General features: G+C 44.0%; 15 protein-coding genes, 2 rRNA genes, 1 pseudogene and 1 riboswitch (1 of these 19 running past the window's edge). All 18 genes and pseudogenes read right to left on the bottom strand.

The annotated features are described in order from the left end of the window. Window positions 1–70 precede the first annotated feature (70 nt). On the bottom strand, window positions 71–685 hold the full coding sequence (locus CJ483_RS16290; protein WP_259455688.1) for an S-layer homology domain-containing protein: 615 nt from the start codon (window positions 683–685) through the stop codon (window positions 71–73). A gap of 474 nt (window positions 686–1,159) precedes the next feature. Then, window positions 1,160–1,539 (bottom strand): annotated as a pseudogene (locus CJ483_RS16280) (DUF302 domain-containing protein). 138 nt (window positions 1,540–1,677) lie between these two features. Continuing rightward, window positions 1,678–2,952, bottom strand: coding sequence for a phosphoribosylamine--glycine ligase (gene purD / locus CJ483_RS16275; RefSeq protein WP_120036181.1), 1,275 nt, complete (start codon window positions 2,950–2,952; stop codon window positions 1,678–1,680). Window positions 2,953–2,975: 23 nt separating this feature from the next. After that, window positions 2,976–4,511, bottom strand: coding sequence for a bifunctional phosphoribosylaminoimidazolecarboxamide formyltransferase/IMP cyclohydrolase (purH, locus tag CJ483_RS16270; RefSeq protein ID WP_120036180.1), 1,536 nt, complete (start codon window positions 4,509–4,511; stop codon window positions 2,976–2,978). Beyond that, a complete protein-coding gene (gene purN / locus CJ483_RS16265; RefSeq protein ID WP_120038093.1) occupies window positions 4,508–5,113 on the bottom strand; it encodes a phosphoribosylglycinamide formyltransferase in 606 nt (201 codons plus the stop codon). Before purN ends, purH begins: the two co-directional genes overlap by 4 nt. Beyond that, entirely contained in the window at window positions 5,113–6,138 is a 1,026-nt protein-coding gene (gene purM / locus CJ483_RS16260; RefSeq protein ID WP_120036179.1) for a phosphoribosylformylglycinamidine cyclo-ligase, read from the bottom strand. Before purM ends, purN begins: the two co-directional genes overlap by 1 nt. Before the next feature lie 48 nt (window positions 6,139–6,186). Further along, window positions 6,187–7,608: an amidophosphoribosyltransferase gene (gene purF / locus CJ483_RS16255; protein WP_120036178.1), complete on the bottom strand. Its 1,422-nt coding sequence runs from the start codon at window positions 7,606–7,608 to the stop codon at window positions 6,187–6,189. After that, a complete protein-coding gene (gene purL, locus CJ483_RS16250) occupies window positions 7,584–9,818 on the bottom strand; it encodes a phosphoribosylformylglycinamidine synthase subunit PurL (protein ID WP_120036177.1) in 2,235 nt (744 codons plus the stop codon). Before purL ends, purF begins: the two co-directional genes overlap by 25 nt. Next, window positions 9,802–10,485 carry a phosphoribosylformylglycinamidine synthase subunit PurQ gene (purQ, locus tag CJ483_RS16245; protein ID WP_120036176.1) on the bottom strand — a complete coding sequence of 228 codons (684 nt, stop codon included), beginning with the start codon at window positions 10,483–10,485 and terminating at the stop codon, window positions 9,802–9,804. Before purQ ends, purL begins: the two co-directional genes overlap by 17 nt. Further along, complete coding sequence (gene purS, locus CJ483_RS16240) at window positions 10,482–10,736, bottom strand: phosphoribosylformylglycinamidine synthase subunit PurS (protein ID WP_120036175.1); 255 nt, start codon at window positions 10,734–10,736, stop codon at window positions 10,482–10,484. Before purS ends, purQ begins: the two co-directional genes overlap by 4 nt. Beyond that, window positions 10,729–11,448, bottom strand: a complete 720-nt coding sequence (purC, locus tag CJ483_RS16235; protein WP_120036174.1) for a phosphoribosylaminoimidazolesuccinocarboxamide synthase — start codon at window positions 11,446–11,448, stop codon at window positions 10,729–10,731. Before purC ends, purS begins: the two co-directional genes overlap by 8 nt. An 87-nt stretch (window positions 11,449–11,535) precedes the next feature. Beyond that, window positions 11,536–12,831, bottom strand: coding sequence for an adenylosuccinate lyase (gene purB, locus CJ483_RS16230; protein WP_120036173.1), 1,296 nt, complete (start codon window positions 12,829–12,831; stop codon window positions 11,536–11,538). Window positions 12,832–12,835: 4 nt separating this feature from the next. Continuing rightward, window positions 12,836–13,972 (bottom strand): 5-(carboxyamino)imidazole ribonucleotide synthase, encoded by a 1,137-nt coding sequence (gene purK, locus CJ483_RS16225; protein ID WP_182917168.1) that lies wholly within the window; start codon window positions 13,970–13,972, stop codon window positions 12,836–12,838. A 4-nt stretch (window positions 13,973–13,976) separates the two neighbouring features. Further along, complete coding sequence (gene purE, locus CJ483_RS16220; RefSeq protein ID WP_120036171.1) at window positions 13,977–14,465, bottom strand: 5-(carboxyamino)imidazole ribonucleotide mutase; 489 nt, start codon at window positions 14,463–14,465, stop codon at window positions 13,977–13,979. A 124-nt stretch (window positions 14,466–14,589) separates the two neighbouring features. Continuing rightward, window positions 14,590–14,691, bottom strand: a riboswitch (purine riboswitch). 76 nt (window positions 14,692–14,767) lie between these two features. Further along, complete coding sequence (locus CJ483_RS16215) at window positions 14,768–14,962, bottom strand: NETI motif-containing protein (RefSeq protein WP_120036170.1); 195 nt, start codon at window positions 14,960–14,962, stop codon at window positions 14,768–14,770. Further along, window positions 14,959–15,501 carry a DUF2179 domain-containing protein gene (locus tag CJ483_RS16210; RefSeq protein WP_120036169.1) on the bottom strand — a complete coding sequence of 181 codons (543 nt, stop codon included), beginning with the start codon at window positions 15,499–15,501 and terminating at the stop codon, window positions 14,959–14,961. The genes CJ483_RS16215 and CJ483_RS16210 overlap by 4 nt, the downstream gene beginning before the upstream one ends. A 141-nt stretch (window positions 15,502–15,642) precedes the next feature. Continuing rightward, window positions 15,643–15,758: ribosomal RNA gene (gene rrf / locus CJ483_RS16205) — 5S ribosomal RNA — on the bottom strand. 102 nt (window positions 15,759–15,860) lie between these two features. Next, window positions 15,861–16,108: ribosomal RNA gene (locus CJ483_RS16200) — 23S ribosomal RNA — on the bottom strand (it continues 2,683 nt past the right edge of the window).

The raw sequence follows: 16,108 nt of genomic DNA, 5'->3' as shown, positions 1-16,108 counted from the left end.
TGAATTTCCTTTCACATATGAATTGATTTCTCGCTAAAAATAGTCCCAGGAATCTGTCTGGGACTATTTTTCATTTTGTATTCATAGAGTTATAAAATGCAGCCGAGAAGACAGCTCTTGATGCCCGATGGGTTCCATAAAACTTCACATCACTAAAAATACCTGTCTTATCGATATTCTTCATTATTAAAGAAGCCTGATAAGCCCAATGCTGATCATTCACATCTGAGTATGTATTCGTTGCCTTCGCTAAATCGGGATTTAATTTAAACGCCCGCTGCACAATGACAGCCATTTCATTGCGAGTTAAATATTCATCCGGCCGAAACGTTTTATCCTGAAACCCGCTAATAATGTTCGCTTCCCGGATGGCGGCAATATCAGCAGCAAAACGTTTTGTTTTGGGAACATCCTTAAACTGACTCATCACCTTAGGTTTAAGCTTTAATACCCTGTTTATAATAGCCGCAGCCTGCCCTCGTGTAACAGGCTCGTCCGGTCTAAATATATGATCATCAAACCCTTCAATCACCTTTTGTTTAGAAAGAGCATCAATCGCCGCGTATGCTTTATCGGTCTCCAGCACATCTATGAAACTGTCACCAATGGGTAATTTTTTAATTACGCGCTTTGCTCCGGCATATTTCGGTCCCCAGTATGCATTATCTAACGATACAAGCGCCACGCCTTTACTCGTTGTTGCATTTAATACTTTGTTATAACCTGCATAGATAGCAACATATTAACATAAACACTAAGCTGAAGCCTGTCACGAAGGCAATCGAGCGCTGAATTAATAATGGTCTATCTACATATAATTTCTGATTTTGAATTGTTCCGCCTGTTAAGTGAGAGATATAAGCAGGAAGTATAGGAAAAATACATGGTGAAAAAAACGATAATAACCCTGCTCCCAACGCAACAATTAATGAGATTTGTTCCATCCTGACACCCTTTCATTGTGCTCTCTCTCATTTTGAGCGTTTTTTGTTAAGAATTTATGAAGATCATAAAAAAGACAGAAGGACACTTCCTTCTGCCTTAGTGAGCTATTTAAACTTTTATACCAATGATAGATAGGAGATGATCATATTTGATGAGCTTTTTATCACTTTGTTGAATAATGGTCAGTTTTTTTGCTCACTCCTTCATTGCTTTGTTAAACAGCGTCAATACAGTTAATCAATCTGCTTTCAATATCCCTTGCCACTTCTTTTAATTTGTCGTTTTCAAGCATGGAGATTAAAATTGTCGGCTTTGGCATCCCAACTTTTGTCTGGCCGTTCTCTTCATAAGCAACAATTTTACACGGCAGAAAGTAGCCGGCAAGACTTTCTTCTTCTAGCACTTTTTAGCTTCGTGCGGATTGCACACTTCCAGCACGATAAACTTCTTGTTAAAATCCACTCCCTTTTCTTGCAGTTTTTCCTGAATGTCAAATTGCCAAAGCACGCCAAACCTTTCGCTTTTCAAGGAGCTCTCCAGCCTAGAAATAGCTTCTTCTAAAGAAGCAGATACGACTTTTGTATAATGAAACATGCCTTTCCGCCTTTCTGTTTTGTAATCTTCCATAATTATTACTTTCCATAGGAAGCGGCTTACAAACATGATTACTTGACTGCCCTTTTGTGAAACACAAAAAAACAAGGCTCCTAAAAAGAGCCTTGTTCCGCTACATTATTTTATTGACTGGGCACTGGCAATGGCCCGGCTGCCAATATCTTTCCGGTAGAAAAAGTGATCTGTCTCAATCGCTGCTACTTTCTTATAGGCTTCTTGTCTGGCCTCCTGAATAGATGGAGCTATACCCGTCACAAGCAGTACCCGGCCTCCATTTGCACAGACCGTTCCTTCCTCGTCCTTAAATGTTCCTGCATGCAATACAGCAGAAGCTTCTATTCTCTCAATCCCTTTAATCGGGTGGCCTTTTTCATAGCTTCCAGGATAGCCCTCTGCTGCAAGCACAACACCGAGCACCGCCTCATCTTTCCATTTCAGCTCAGGATCTTTTCCTGACAGCACATCTAAGAAAACCTGGGCAAGATCTGATTCGAGCCGCGGCAACACCACCTGTGTTTCCGGGTCGCCAAAGCGGGCATTAAATTCGATTGTTTTTGGCCCCTCTTTTGTCAGCATTAATCCTGCGAAAATAATACCCGTGAACGGGCGTCCTTCCGCTGCCATCCCTTTGGCAATCGGGAGCAGAATTTCCTGAATGGACTGCTCAATCACATCAGCTGAAATATGAGGGATCGGAGAATAAGCCCCCATGCCGCCTGTATTCGGACCTTCATCGTTGTCAAACGCCCGCTTATGATCCTGAGCTGGTTCCATCGGATAGACATGCTCACCATTGACAAAGGCCATTAGAGAAAACTCTTCTCCTTCAAGGTACTCTTCAATGACTAGTCTCGAAGAAGCCTCGCCAAACTTTTTAGCTACCATCATCTCTTCAAGGGCAGCGAGCGCTTCCTCCAGCGTCATGGCGACCGTCACGCCTTTTCCAGCTGCAAGCCCGTCTGCTTTTAATACAATCGGTGCTCCCTGCTCTTCAATATATGCTTTTGCTTCCTTGTAATTATCGAAAGAAGCATAGTGGGCAGTAGGAATATTGTATTTTTCCATCATCATCTTAGCAAATGACTTGCTTCCTTCAAGCTCCGCTGCCGCTTTGTTCGGTCCGTATACTTTTAATCCCTTTTCTTGAAAGTGATCGACAATCCCGGCGGAAAGCGGATTTTCAGGGCCAATGATAGTTAACCCGACGTTCTGGCTGATAGCGAACTCGCTTAACGCGATAAAGTCCATTTCATCAAGCTCTACGATTTCTGCATCCTGGGCAATACCAGCATTGCCCGGTGCACAAAAGACTGTCTGCACTTGCGGGCTTTCCGAAAGCTTCTTACAGATTGCATGTTCTCTGCCTCCGCGGCCAATAACAAGAACGTTCATATCTTTGTTCCTCCCCCGCTTGATTAATGTTTAAAATGTCTAATGCCGGTCATCACCATCGCAATGCCGTATTCGTCCGCTTTTTTAATAGAATCTTCATCTTTAATGGACCCGCCCGGCTGGATAATCGCTGTAATGCCTGCTTTAGCTGCTGCTTCTACCGTATCATTCATCGGGAAAAACGCATCAGAAGCAAGGGCTGCTCCATTTGCTTTTTCTCCAGCTTGTTCAAGGGCAATTTTCGCTGCGCCTACGCGGTTCATTTGTCCTGCCCCAACACCGAGTGTCATCCTATCATCTGTCACAACAATGGCATTGGACTTGACATGTTTTACAACTTTCCAGCCAAGCTTCATTGCCGCCCACTCTTCTTTTGTCGGCTCACGTTTGGTAACCACTCGGAGGTCCGCATCGTCAAGTGAATGGAGGTCTAGATCTTGAATAAGCAAGCCGCCCTCTACAGATGTTAATACCTTTTCACTGCTATTTCCTTTATCAAACGGCAACGTTAACAGGCGAATGTTCTTCTTTGCTGTTAATATAGCAAGCGCTTCTTCTGTAAATTCCGGGGCAATGATGATTTCCAGGAAGATTTCGTGCAGTTTTTCAGCAAGTGTTCCATCTACAGGACGGTTCAACGCCACAATTCCTCCGAAAATAGAAGTTGGGTCTGCTTCATAAGCTCGCTCATACGCTTCCTGGATCGTACTGCCTACGCCAACACCACATGGATTCATGTGTTTCACTGCTACCGCCGCTGGCTCGGCAAACTCCTTAACGATTTGCAAGGCAGCATCAGCATCACGAATGTTATTGTACGAAAGCTCTTTTCCATGCAGCTGTTTGGCACGCGCAATCGAAAAGGCAGAGCCAAGCGGCTGTTCATAAAAAGCAGCTTTCTGATGTGGGTTTTCTCCATAACGGAGCGGCTGCTTTAACTCATATGTAACTGTCATTTTTTCCGGTTGCTTTTCATCTGTTAGTTCTGTCATGTAGTTAGCAATCATCGCGTCATAAGCTGCCGTGTGACGGAACACTTTTGCCGCCAGCTTTCGTCTTGTTTCTTTTGTTGTGTCTCCAGATGACTTTAATTCTGCCAATACTGTTTCATAATCAGCTGAATCTACAATCACTGTTACGTATTCATGATTTTTAGCAGAGGCACGCAGCATAGCTGGTCCGCCGATATCAATGTTTTCAATGGCATCATCTACTGTTACATCGGGTTTGGCAATCGTTTGTTGGAACGGATACAGATTGACACAGACAAGATGGATAGGAGTAATCTTTTGTTCCTCCAGCTGTCTCGCATGATCAGCTTCTCCTCTTTTTGCAAGAAGGCCTCCATGGATAAATGGATTTAATGTTTTCACACGGCCTTCAAGAATCTCCGGAAACCCAGTCACGTCACTGACACTCATGACCGGCAGTCCGGCTTCTTGAATCATTTTTTTCGTTCCGCCTGTTGAAACAATTTCAAAATCTAACGCTATTAATTCTTTGGCCAAATCTACGATGCCACTTTTATCTGATACACTGAGTAACGCACGTTTTTTCATTCTGTTATTCCCTCCATAACTGCTTCAGTTAAAAGTTTTTTGATTACCCGCGGATACAATTCATGTTCAACTGCTTGAATTTTTTTCTGTAATGATTCCCGTGTTTCATCTCCCGCCATCCGGACACTCTCCTGATCAATAATAGGCCCGGTGTCCATTCCTTCATCCACAAAGTGAACGGTCACTCCGGCAATCTTCACCCGAGCATTAAAAGCCTGGCCGATTGCATCTTTTCCTGGAAAAGCAGGAAGCAAAGAAGGATGGATATTTACTATTTTGCCACGATAAGCGTTTAAAAGAGTATCCCCAATTAAACGCATATATCCTGCCAGAAAAATAAAGTCAACTCCGGCTTCCCGGAGTCTCTCGACTATTTCTTGTTCGAATTCTGCCTTGGATGCGTAGTCTTTTGCCCGAAAAGAAAACACTGGAATATTAAATTGTTCTGCACGCTTGATCACATATGCATCCGGTTGGTCACAAACTAACAAAGCAATATGAGCCGGAATTTCCCCTTGTTGAACCGCTTCTGCGATCGCCTGAAAATTACTTCCGCTGCCGGATGCAAAGAGGGCGATACAGTTTTTTTTCTCTGTTTTCATCACTCGAATTGAACCCCTTCACCTGAGATAACCCGTCCGATTGTATAAGCTTTCTCCCCTGCTTGTTCAATCAGCTGTTTGGCCTGCTCTTCTTCTGTGGCAGATACGACCATGACTAATCCAATACCCATATTGAAAATGTTATACATTTCCTTCGGATCAAGCTCTCCGTATGCTTTCAATGCATGGAAAACCTCTGGAACGTCCCATGTGCCTTCTGTAATAACTGCACCTAATCCTTCCGGCAGTGTGCGTGGAATATTTTCGATAAAACCGCCGCCTGTTATATGGGCCATGCCCTTGACTTCCAAGTTTTTCAATACTTCAAGAACCGGCTTCACGTAAATCTTTGTCGGTGTAAGCAGTACCTCTCCGAGAGGAGCAGACAGCTCTTCCAGCTCCGCTTCTGGCGTAAGGCCATGTTGCTCAAAAAAGATTTTGCGTATGAGCGAGAACCCGTTGCTATGTACGCCGCTTGAAGGCAGTCCAATCAGGACATCTCCCTCCTGAATATTCTCACCAGTAATCAGCTTGCTTTTTTCCGCCACTCCTGTGGTAAAGCCGGCGATATCATATTCGCCGTCACTGTACATGCCGGGCATTTCTGCGGTTTCACCGCCGACTAATGCACATCCCGCCTGTTCACAGCCGTCGGCGACTCCCTTGACGATTTGCTCGATCTTTTCAGGCAAAGCCTGGCCGCAGGCAATATAATCAAGGAAGTAAAGCGGTTCTGCTCCCTGTACAATGACGTCATTCACGCACATCGCCACACAGTCAATACCAATCGTATCATGACGGTCCATCATAAAAGCGAGCTTTAATTTCGTGCCAACACCATCCGTGCCGGATACTAACACAGGTTCTTTTACATTTGTAGCAGATAAATCAAACATGCCGCCGAAACTGCCAAGCGTGCCCATCACGCCTGCACGGTTCGTCCGTTTTACATGTTTCTTCATCCGGTCCACCGCTTCATAGCCCGCTTCAATATTTACTCCTGCCGCTTCATACGACTTTGCCATTCGTAGATCCCCCTTATATACTCTTAGCTGCATGAACAGCTAGCTTTATTAACACATCAGTTCTTTATCATGCGGATGCATCGTGTCCGGCAAAATTTCTGTCGGATACTCCCCTGTAAAACAGGCGAGACACTGGCCGCAATGACCATTTTGTTTTTCATGACCGATTGCCTTAATCAATCCTTCCACACTCAAGAATGTTAAAGAGTCGGCGCCGATTGCCTCCCTTAATTCTTCTACGGAGTGAGTAGCGGAGATTAACTCTTCTCTTGTTGATGTATCAATGCCGTAATAGCAAGGATTTTTAATTGGCGGCGAAGTAATGCACACATGTACTTCCAACGCACCAGCATCCTTTAGCATTTTCACAATGCGTCTGCTCGTTGTACCGCGGACGATTGAATCATCTACCATGACAACCCGCTTGCCTTCAACAACGCCGCGAACCGGCGACAGCTTCATTTTTACCCCTTGTTCACGTAACGATTGAGAAGGCTGGATGAACGTCCGGCCGACATAGCGGTTTTTAATGAGTCCCATTTCATAAGGAATTCCTGTTGCTTCGGCAAAGCCGATAGCAGCCGAAATACTTGAATCTGGCACTCCAGTTACGACATCCGCTTCAATATTTACTTCTTTTGCTAGCTGAATGCCAGAACGCTTTCTCGCGCTGTGAACATTAATTCCGTGAATGTCACTATCCGGACGGGAGAAATAGACATATTCCATCGTGCAAATAGCCTGGTTGGTCGCCATTGAGAACCGCTCGGACCGTATGCCGTCCTTGTTAATAATTAATAATTCACCTGGTGCTACATCGCGAATAAATTTTGCACCGACAATATCAAAAGCACAAGTTTCGGAAGCGACACAAAATGCATCACCGAGCTGACCAATTGATAACGGGCGCAAACCATTCGGATCAAGCGCCACCAGCAATTCATTTTCTGTCATAACCAGAAAAGCATAAGCACCCTTTAGCATCGATAGCGCATGCTTCATCTGGTCTTTCATCGTTCCAAATCCGCCACGGCGGATTAAGTGAGCCAAAACTTCAGTATCTGAAGTTGTTTGGAAGATACTTCCTTGTCCTTCCAGCTGATGCTTTAAAGAAGTAGCATTCACTAAATTTCCATTATGAGCTAGTGCCAGACTGCCGGTTTGCGAATGAAACAGCAGCGGCTGAACATTTTCATATCCGCCGCCTCCTGCTGTTGTATATCTTACGTGGCCAATGGCACCAAAGCCCTTTAACTCTTGAACCTTTTCTTGGCTAAATACCTCTGTGACGAGTCCCTCACCTTTTACGCCACGAAGCTTTTCGCCGTCTGATACAACGATCCCAGCACCTTCTTGACCACGATGCTGTAGGCTGTGCAGACCATAATAAGTGATCTGTGCCGCATCCTCATGCCCCCATATGCCAAACACGCCGCACTCTTCATTTAAGCCTCTGACTTCAGCAAGCATGGAATCGCTCCTTTCCAAGCTCCTTCAAGTTCACGGACTTCTGCTTTGATAACTATATCCTCTTGCTGTTTGATCACTAAATTTTCTTCAGCTGTTACTTCTCCAACAAGCTTCGCTTCCGCTACGATGGATTCAAACGCCTCTTGGTTTTCTTTGCTGACTGTTACGATAAAACGGGACTGTGTTTCACTGAATAAAGCGGCTGTCCGCTCGATGTCATCATCCATTTCTATATTTGCTCCAAGACCTGTGCCGAAAGCTTTTTCCGCAAGGGCCACTGCAAATCCGCCCTCCGCTACATCATGTGCTGATTGTACAGCGCCTGCTTGGATGGCCCTTAATAAAGCCTCCTGTCTTGCTTCCTCTACTGTTAAATCAATCGCTGGTGCTTTTCCGAAGATTTCTCCATTATTATGCAGCTTCTGCAATTCACTTCCGCCAAACTCCGCTTTTGTTTCTCCGATGATATAGATAAGATCGCCTGCTTGTTTGAAGCTTTGCGTTGTAATATGAGAAAGATCTTTAATTAGACCGACCATGCCCACAACAGGTGTTGGGTAAACAGCTGTTCCGTTCGTTTCATTATATAAAGAAACATTTCCTCCGATTACCGGGGTACTCAACACTCGGCATGCCTCGCTCATTCCGTCTGTTGCTTTTTCAATCTGCCAGAAGATTTCCGGTTTTTCCGGATTTCCAAAGTTCAAACAGTCTGTAATGGCCAATGGTTCACCGCCTGAGCAAACGATATTACGCGCAGCTTCTGCTACCGCAATTTTTCCGCCTGTTTCCGGATCGAGATATAGATAACGAGAGTTACAGTCTGTTGTCATCGCTAGCGCTTTATTTGTACCGCGCACACGAATGACCGCTGCATCAGAGCCTGGAGCCACTACTGTATTTGTCCGTACTTGATAATCGTATTGCCCGTAAACCCATTCTTTGCTCGCAATGGTAGGCTGGGAAAGCAATTGAATCAGTGTTTCTTTAAAATCTGTGACTTGAGGCGTTTCCTGCTCCATTGCCTGATACTCGCGATAGTAAGCTGGCTCCGCTGACGGCTTATAGTAGACTGGTGCATCTTCCGCCAGTGCATCAGCAGGTACTTCCGCCACTATTTCCCCTCTATGAAGAAGGCGAAGCATACCGTCATCTGTTACACGGCCAACCTTAGCAGCCTCCAGTCCATATTTGGCAAAAAGCTCTTCGATTTCTTTTTCCCGTCCTTTTTTGATGACAATGAGCATCCGCTCTTGTGATTCTGAAAGCATCATTTCATATGGTGTCATGCCTGTTTCACGCTGAGGTACAAAATTAAGGTTCATTTCGATGCCTGAACCAGCCTTGCTCGCCATCTCAGCTGAAGAACTTGTCAATCCGGCTGCTCCCATATCTTGAATGCCGACAAGTGCATCACTTTTCACAAGTTCAAGACAAGCTTCCAGCAACAGTTTCTCCATAAACGGGTCACCTACTTGAACGGCCGGACGCTTTTCTTCAGATTGTTCACTCAATTCCTCAGAAGCAAAAGTCGCTCCGTGAATGCCATCGCGTCCTGTTTTTGCGCCTACGTACATAACCGTATTGCCAATGCCTTTTGCCTGGCCTTTTTGGATATCTTTGTGATCAATCAATCCGACACACATCGCATTAACGAGAGGGTTGCCTTCATACGTATGGTCAAACTGAATTTCCCCGCCGACCGTTGGAATACCAATACAGTTGCCATAGCCAGCAATGCCTGCTACTACTTCTTCAAATAAATACTTGACACGGCTTGACTCTAATTCACCAAACCGCAAGGAATTTAACATCGCTACCGGGCGGGCCCCCATTGAGAAAACATCGCGGATAATGCCGCCCACGCCTGTGGCTGCCCCTTGATACGGCTCAATCGCTGAAGGATGGTTGTGGCTTTCAATTTTAAACACAACGGCCTGCTCGTCGCCAATATCAACAATTCCAGCTCCTTCTCCCGGCCCTTGAAGAACACGTTCTCCTGTTACCGGAAATTTACGAAGTACTGGTTTGGAATTTTTATAGCTGCAGTGTTCAGACCACATAACAGAGAAAAGACCGGTTTCCGTATAGTTTGGCGTGCGTCCCAGAATCTGCTCAGCTTTTGCGAATTCCTCATCCGTCATGCCCATCTCGCGGTAAATTTTCTGTTCTTTAATTTGTGATGGACTTGGTTCAAGCATTAACGACATGAGATTCCCTCCATTGTTTTACGATTGATTGAAATAATTTTAATCCGTCTGCACTTCCAAGCAGCTCATCCACTGCTCGCTCAGGATGAGGCATCATTCCAAGAACATTTCCTTTTTCATTTACAATTCCAGCGATGTCCTGCAAACTACCATTGAAATTGTCTGCATACGTAAATACGATTTGCTGATTGTCTTGCAGTTGTTTTAACGTTGCTTCATCACAGTAGTAGTTTCCTTCTCCGTGAGCAACAGGAACAGTAATTTCTTCACCCTTGCTATATGCAGAAGAAAACATGGTTTCGTTGTTTTCTACTCGCAGTTGTGTCGGTCGGCAAACGAACTTTAAGTCTTTATTGCGCAGCATAGCTCCTGGCAGCAAACCTGACTCAAGTAGAATCTGGAAACCATTACATACACCGAGAACTGGCTTTCCTGCTTCAGCTGCTTTTTTTACTTCGTTCATCACCTTCGATAAATGGGCGATCGCTCCAGATCGAAGATAATCGCCGTAGGAGAAGCCGCCTGGTAGCAAAATGCCATCAAATTGGCTTAAATCATCAGCATCATGCCAAACATATTCTACTTCCTCGCCCAATTCGTCTTTCACTGCATGAAACATATCAACATCACAATTAGAGCCCGGGAACACAATCACTGCGAATTTCACTGCTGAACACTCTCCTCAATCTCGTATCTGTAATCTTCGATAACTGGATTAGACAACAGCTTCTCGCATACTTCGTTTACTGTCTTTTCTACTTCCTGACTGTTCCCATCGACCGTTAATTCCATATATTTTCCGATGCGTACGTCTTGAACGCCTTCATAACCAAGATTAGCTAATGACTGTTGAACCGCTTTTCCTTGTGGGTCTAATACACTTTCTCTTAATGTAACGAATACTTTTACTTTATACATGCTGATTTCCCCCTAATCTATTAAACACTTCTTCATATGCTTCTACTAAATTGCCTAAATCACGGCGGAACACATCTTTATCTAACTTGCGGTTTGTGTTCCGTTCCCATAGACGGCACGTATCCGGCGAGATTTCATCGGCCAGTAAAATGGATCCATTTTTGTCTTTGCCGAATTCGACTTTAAAGTCGATCAAATCGATTTCCATATCTGCAAATAATGAGAGGAGTGCTTCATTAATCGCCAGAGCTTGCTTCTTTATCTCAGCTACTTCCTCTTTAGAAGCAATTTTCAATAACTGAATGTGGTCTTCAGTAAGAAGAGGATCACCAAGTTGATCATCTTTAAAGTAGAATTCAACGATTGGCTGATCAAATACCTGTCCTTCTTCGAGTCCGAGACGCTTGGCTAGGCTGCCTGCCGCCACATTTCGCGTAACAACTTCGAGAGGAATAATACTTACATGCTTGACCAGCTGCTCATGTGTGGAGAGCTGTTCAATAAAGTGGGAGGGAATGTTAAGCTCCTTAAGCTTTAAAAAGAGGCGGCTGCTAATTTCATTATTCAATCTTCCCTTGCCCGCCAGCTCTGCCTTCTTCTCTCCGTTAAAAGCAGTGGCTGAATCTTTGTAGGCGATCAAGACAACATCCTCCTGATCAGTTGCATAAATCCGTTTCGCTTTTCCTTCATAAAGCAGTGAGCCTTTTTCCAATGTGACTTCCCCTTGTAAAATAATTAAAAATCTTCAGTCACTATTTGTTAGAGGAGGTCCCGCCTGTACGGAACCTCTATGTTGTTATCAGTCTAATTCAAGACGGGTAAAGATTGTATCAACATGCTGTAAGTGATAGTTATAGTCAAAGCAATCAGCAATTTCTTCAGCCGTTAATTTTGAGGTGATCTTCTCATCCGCTTCAATCAATTCACGGAATGGGACTTGTCTCTCCCATGCTTCCATTGCCTTCGGCTGAACCGTATCATAGGCTGCTTCGCGTGCCATACCTTTATCGATCAAAGCGAGCAGGACACGTTGTGAATAAATCAAGCCTAAGGTCCGATCCATATTGCGCTTCATATTCTCAGGAAAGACCGTTAGATTTTTCACGATATTTCCGAAACGGTTCAACATATAATTCAAGGCAATGGTAGCATCCGGTAAAATAATCCGTTCAGCTGAAGAGTGAGAGATGTCACGCTCATGCCAAAGCGGCACATTTTCATAAGCTGTCAGCATATGGCCACGGATCACACGGGCAAGGCCTGTCATGTTTTCTGAACCAATTGGATTGCGCTTATGCGGCATAGCAGAAGAACCTTTTTGACCTTTCGCAAAGAATTCTTCCACTTCGCGTGTTTCGCTTTTTTGCAGCCCGCGAATTTCCACCGCGAATTTCTCGACAGATGTAGCAATTAAAGCTAGCGTAGCCATGTAATGAGCGTGTCGATCGCGCTGCAATGTTTGTGTAGAAATCGGCGCCGGTTTTGTCCCAAGGTGTTTGCAGACATACTCTTCAACAAATGGGTCGATATTCGCATACGTACCGACAGCTCCAGAGATTTTTCCATACTCGACTCCTTCAGCTGCCTGATTAAAGCGTTCAAGATTTCTTTTCATTTCTTCATGCCACAGAGCCAGCTTCAAGCCAAATGTAGTCGGCTCTGCATGAACACCGTGCGTGCGTCCCATCATCACGGTATATTTATGTTCTTTTGCTTTTTCTTTAAGAATGCTGACAAAATTCTCAAGATCTTTTCTTAAGATCGTATTCGCCTGCTTCAGTAAATAAGATAATGCTGTATCGACAACATCCGTAGAGGTTAAGCCGTAATGAACCCATTTCCGTTCCTCTCCAAGTGTTTCAGATACCGCACGTGTAAAAGCCACCACGTCATGGCGTGTTTCTTCTTCAATCTCTTTAATGCGATTTACATCAAATCCTGCATTTTCGCGAATTTTTTGCACATCTTCTTTCGGAATGTCACCAAGTTCTGCCCATGCTTCACAGGCAAGAATCTCCACTTCCAACCAAGCCTGATAGCGGTTTTCCTCCGTCCAAATGGCTCCCATCTCCGGGCGTGTATAACGTTCGATCATTTTTTTATCCTCCGATCAGCTTTCCATTATTGCTCCAGATCCCGCTTGCCTCTACTTCTTCAAGTACGGCTTCCATGTCACTTGTCAGAATTGTGATATGTCCCATTTTTCGTTTTACTTTTGCTTCTGCTTTTCCGTATAAGTGAACGGACCATTCCGGGTGTTTTGCTATTCCCTCCAAAACCTCTGGCATGTGTTCGCCAAGTATATTGACCATGAGAGCGGGCTTTAAGAGCTCTGGCGTTTTTAGTGGCCAATTACAAATCGCACGAATGTGCTGGCCAAACTGGGAGACATCACAAGCTTCAATTGTATAATGCCCTGAATTGTGAGGTCTTGGCGCTAGCTCATTAATGTAAATTTCTCCATCCTTGCCGACAAACATTTCTACAGCCAGCGTGCCGACGAGTGAGAGTGCTTCAGCAATCTTCTCAGCTGCTTTAACAGCTTCTTTTTTGACCCCTTCTGCTACTCTTGCCGGTACAATCGTTTCATGGAGAATATTTTCTTTATGTACATTTTCTCCAACCGGAAAATAAGTTGTTTCTCCTTGAAGGTTTCGTGTAACAATCACTGAAATTTCCCGTTCAAATGGAATCCACTTTTCCAATACACAAACTCCATGCTGTAAAAGCTGAGCAGCTTTCTCAACCTGAGATGGCTCCTTAATCACAAATTGTCCCTTGCCATCGTAGCCGCCACGTGCTGTTTTTAAGACAGACGGATATCCGAGCTTATCTATCGTATCATAAATTTCCGCTGTTTCCGTAATGACTTCATAAGGTGCTACGGGAACGCCCGCTTTGACAATTGTTTCTTTTTCAGCCACACGGTTTTGTGTGATTCTGATTAGTTCCGCTCCTTGCGGGACAAATGCTTTTTCCTGCAGTTTTTTTAAACCTTCATAATCTATATTTTCAAATTCGTACGTAATCACATCACTAACAGCAGCCAATTGATCTAAAGCTTCAGGATCATCATAAGCCGCATTAATTTCGATATCAGCCACTTGTCCACATGGAGAGTTTTCTCCCGGCTCAAGAACCGCAATCTTAAAACCTGCTTCTTTAGCAGCTAGGGCCATCATTCGGCCAAGCTGTCCACCGCCGATAATTCCTATTGTTTGTCCAGGCACAATCATTCGTTTAGACAAGTTGATCACTACTTTCCAATACAGTTTCTTCTATATGTTTGCGGCGCTCTTTCAACCTTACAGCCAGACCATTATTAGTAACAGACAATATTTGTGCTGCCAGCAACCCAGCATTGATAGCCCCTGCTTTCCCAATGGCTACTGTTGCTACCGGCACACCCCCTGGCATTTGTACAATGGATAATAAAGAATCCATGCCATTTAGTGCTTTAGATTGGACAGGCACACCAATGACAGGCAAAGTCGTTTTAGCAGCAACCATTCCTGGAAGATGAGCGGCACCTCCCGCACCAGCGATAATTACCTTTATCCCTTTCTCTCTTGCGCTTTCAGCATACTGAAACATAAGATCAGGTGTGCGATGGGCTGAAACGACTTTTTTCTCAAATGGCACTTCAAGCTCTTCCAGAATATCGCAAGCATGCTTCATTGTTTCCCAATCAGAGGTACTTCCCATAATTACGCCCACTTCTACTGACATGATTGCCCTCCTAAATAGTTAATCGCATATAAAAAAACATATAAAAAACCGGATGGCTGTCCTTCTCACAAGAGAAAGCAGCTCATCCGGGCAAAAAAAGCTCGTTAAGACAGAATAAACCCCAGATAAAATGTGCTTTCCCCATAGTCCGATCATTTACGGTAATCGGGTAGAAACTTGCAGGCCATATCCCCGCTATTATATGAGGCAACGTATTTGTCATCTACATCTTAACAAGCTTAAAACTGTATTGTCAATAAAAAATCGAACGATTTTATTTTTTATTTTTTTAATGTTCGTGTTTAAGGGGTTAATTTCCCTTCAAAAATGATTTCTCTGCCGATCGGCGTATATTTTTTCTCCCCATCAACAGTTTCCTCTTTAAAAACAGGGCGTTCCATTCTTCGGACAGGTGTGTAACCTTCTGCCGACATACGCTTTAGACACTGGTCAATTGTTTCATTCTCCTGCAAATAAAATTTTTTCTTTTTGCTCATTCTGCCAGCTTCCCTCTTTTAACAGTTTTCACCCAGAACCCGCCGTGAATTGTTTTCGGTTCATAAGCGATAATAAACGCCTTAGGATCCAATTCTTTAATTTGGCTATATAGTTTCAACTCATATTTTCTTGGCGTTAAAATTTGCAGCGCCATACGATCTCCTTCAAGCCCATTGGCTGCCCAGCTCGTCACTCCATAACCTTGATCTCGAAGCTGCTTTGGCAAATCCTTATCATATTCTTTAGTAATCACATTGACAGTAATGTAGCCAAGCGCTAGCTTTTCTTCCAGTTTCATTCCGGCGATTACCCCTAAACCATAACCAACAGCATAAGCAATAACATTTTGAATTTCATTTAAGTTATCCAGCACCATGCCTAAACCAATAATATAAATAATAATTTCAACCATACTAACAAATGCAGCAAAATAACGATATCCCTTTAATGTTAGAATCATCCGAATCGTAAAGAATGATACATAACAAACATTAATAATTAAAATAATCAATGCCATAACTAATCCATTTTCCAGCATGGGACACCCTCCTTCAATTTAACAATCTTCCAAACAATGACGTAAGTTTATCACAAATTAAATAGAGAAAGAAGAAGGAAAAAAAGAAAGGGTCGTTTAGCATAATAAAAAAAAGAACAGCGTCTGCTGTTCTTTTGGATTGCCTGGCAGCGTCCTACTCTCACAGGGGGAATCCCCCAACTACCATCGGCGCTGAAGAGCTTAACTTCCGTGTTCGGGATGGGAACGGGTGTGACCTCTTCGCTATCGCCACCAGACTGTATAAAGTTGAAAGAGTTTGTTCTTTCAAAACTGGATAATATGTGTCAGTAACCGGCAACTCCGTGCCATTTCATGTGTGACGCCGTTAGGCGTATCATTAGGATAAGTCCTCGATCGATTAGTATTCGTCAGCTACACGTGTCGCCACGCTTCCACCTCGAACCTATCTACCTGATCATCTTTCAGGGATCTTACTAGCTTGCGCTATGGGAAATCTCATCTTGAGGGGGCTTCATGCTTAGATGCTTTCAGCACTTATCCCGTCCGCACATAGCTACCCAGCGATGCCTTTGGCAAGACAACTGGTACACCAGCGGTGCGTCCATCCCGGTCCTCTCGTACTAAG

The organism is Bacillus sp. PK3_68, assembly GCF_003600835.1.
Taxonomy (GTDB): Bacteria; Bacillota; Bacilli; order Bacillales; family Domibacillaceae; genus Pseudobacillus.
The sequence above is the reverse complement of the archived record's forward strand: the minus strand, read 5'-3'. Positions and strand labels throughout refer to the sequence as shown.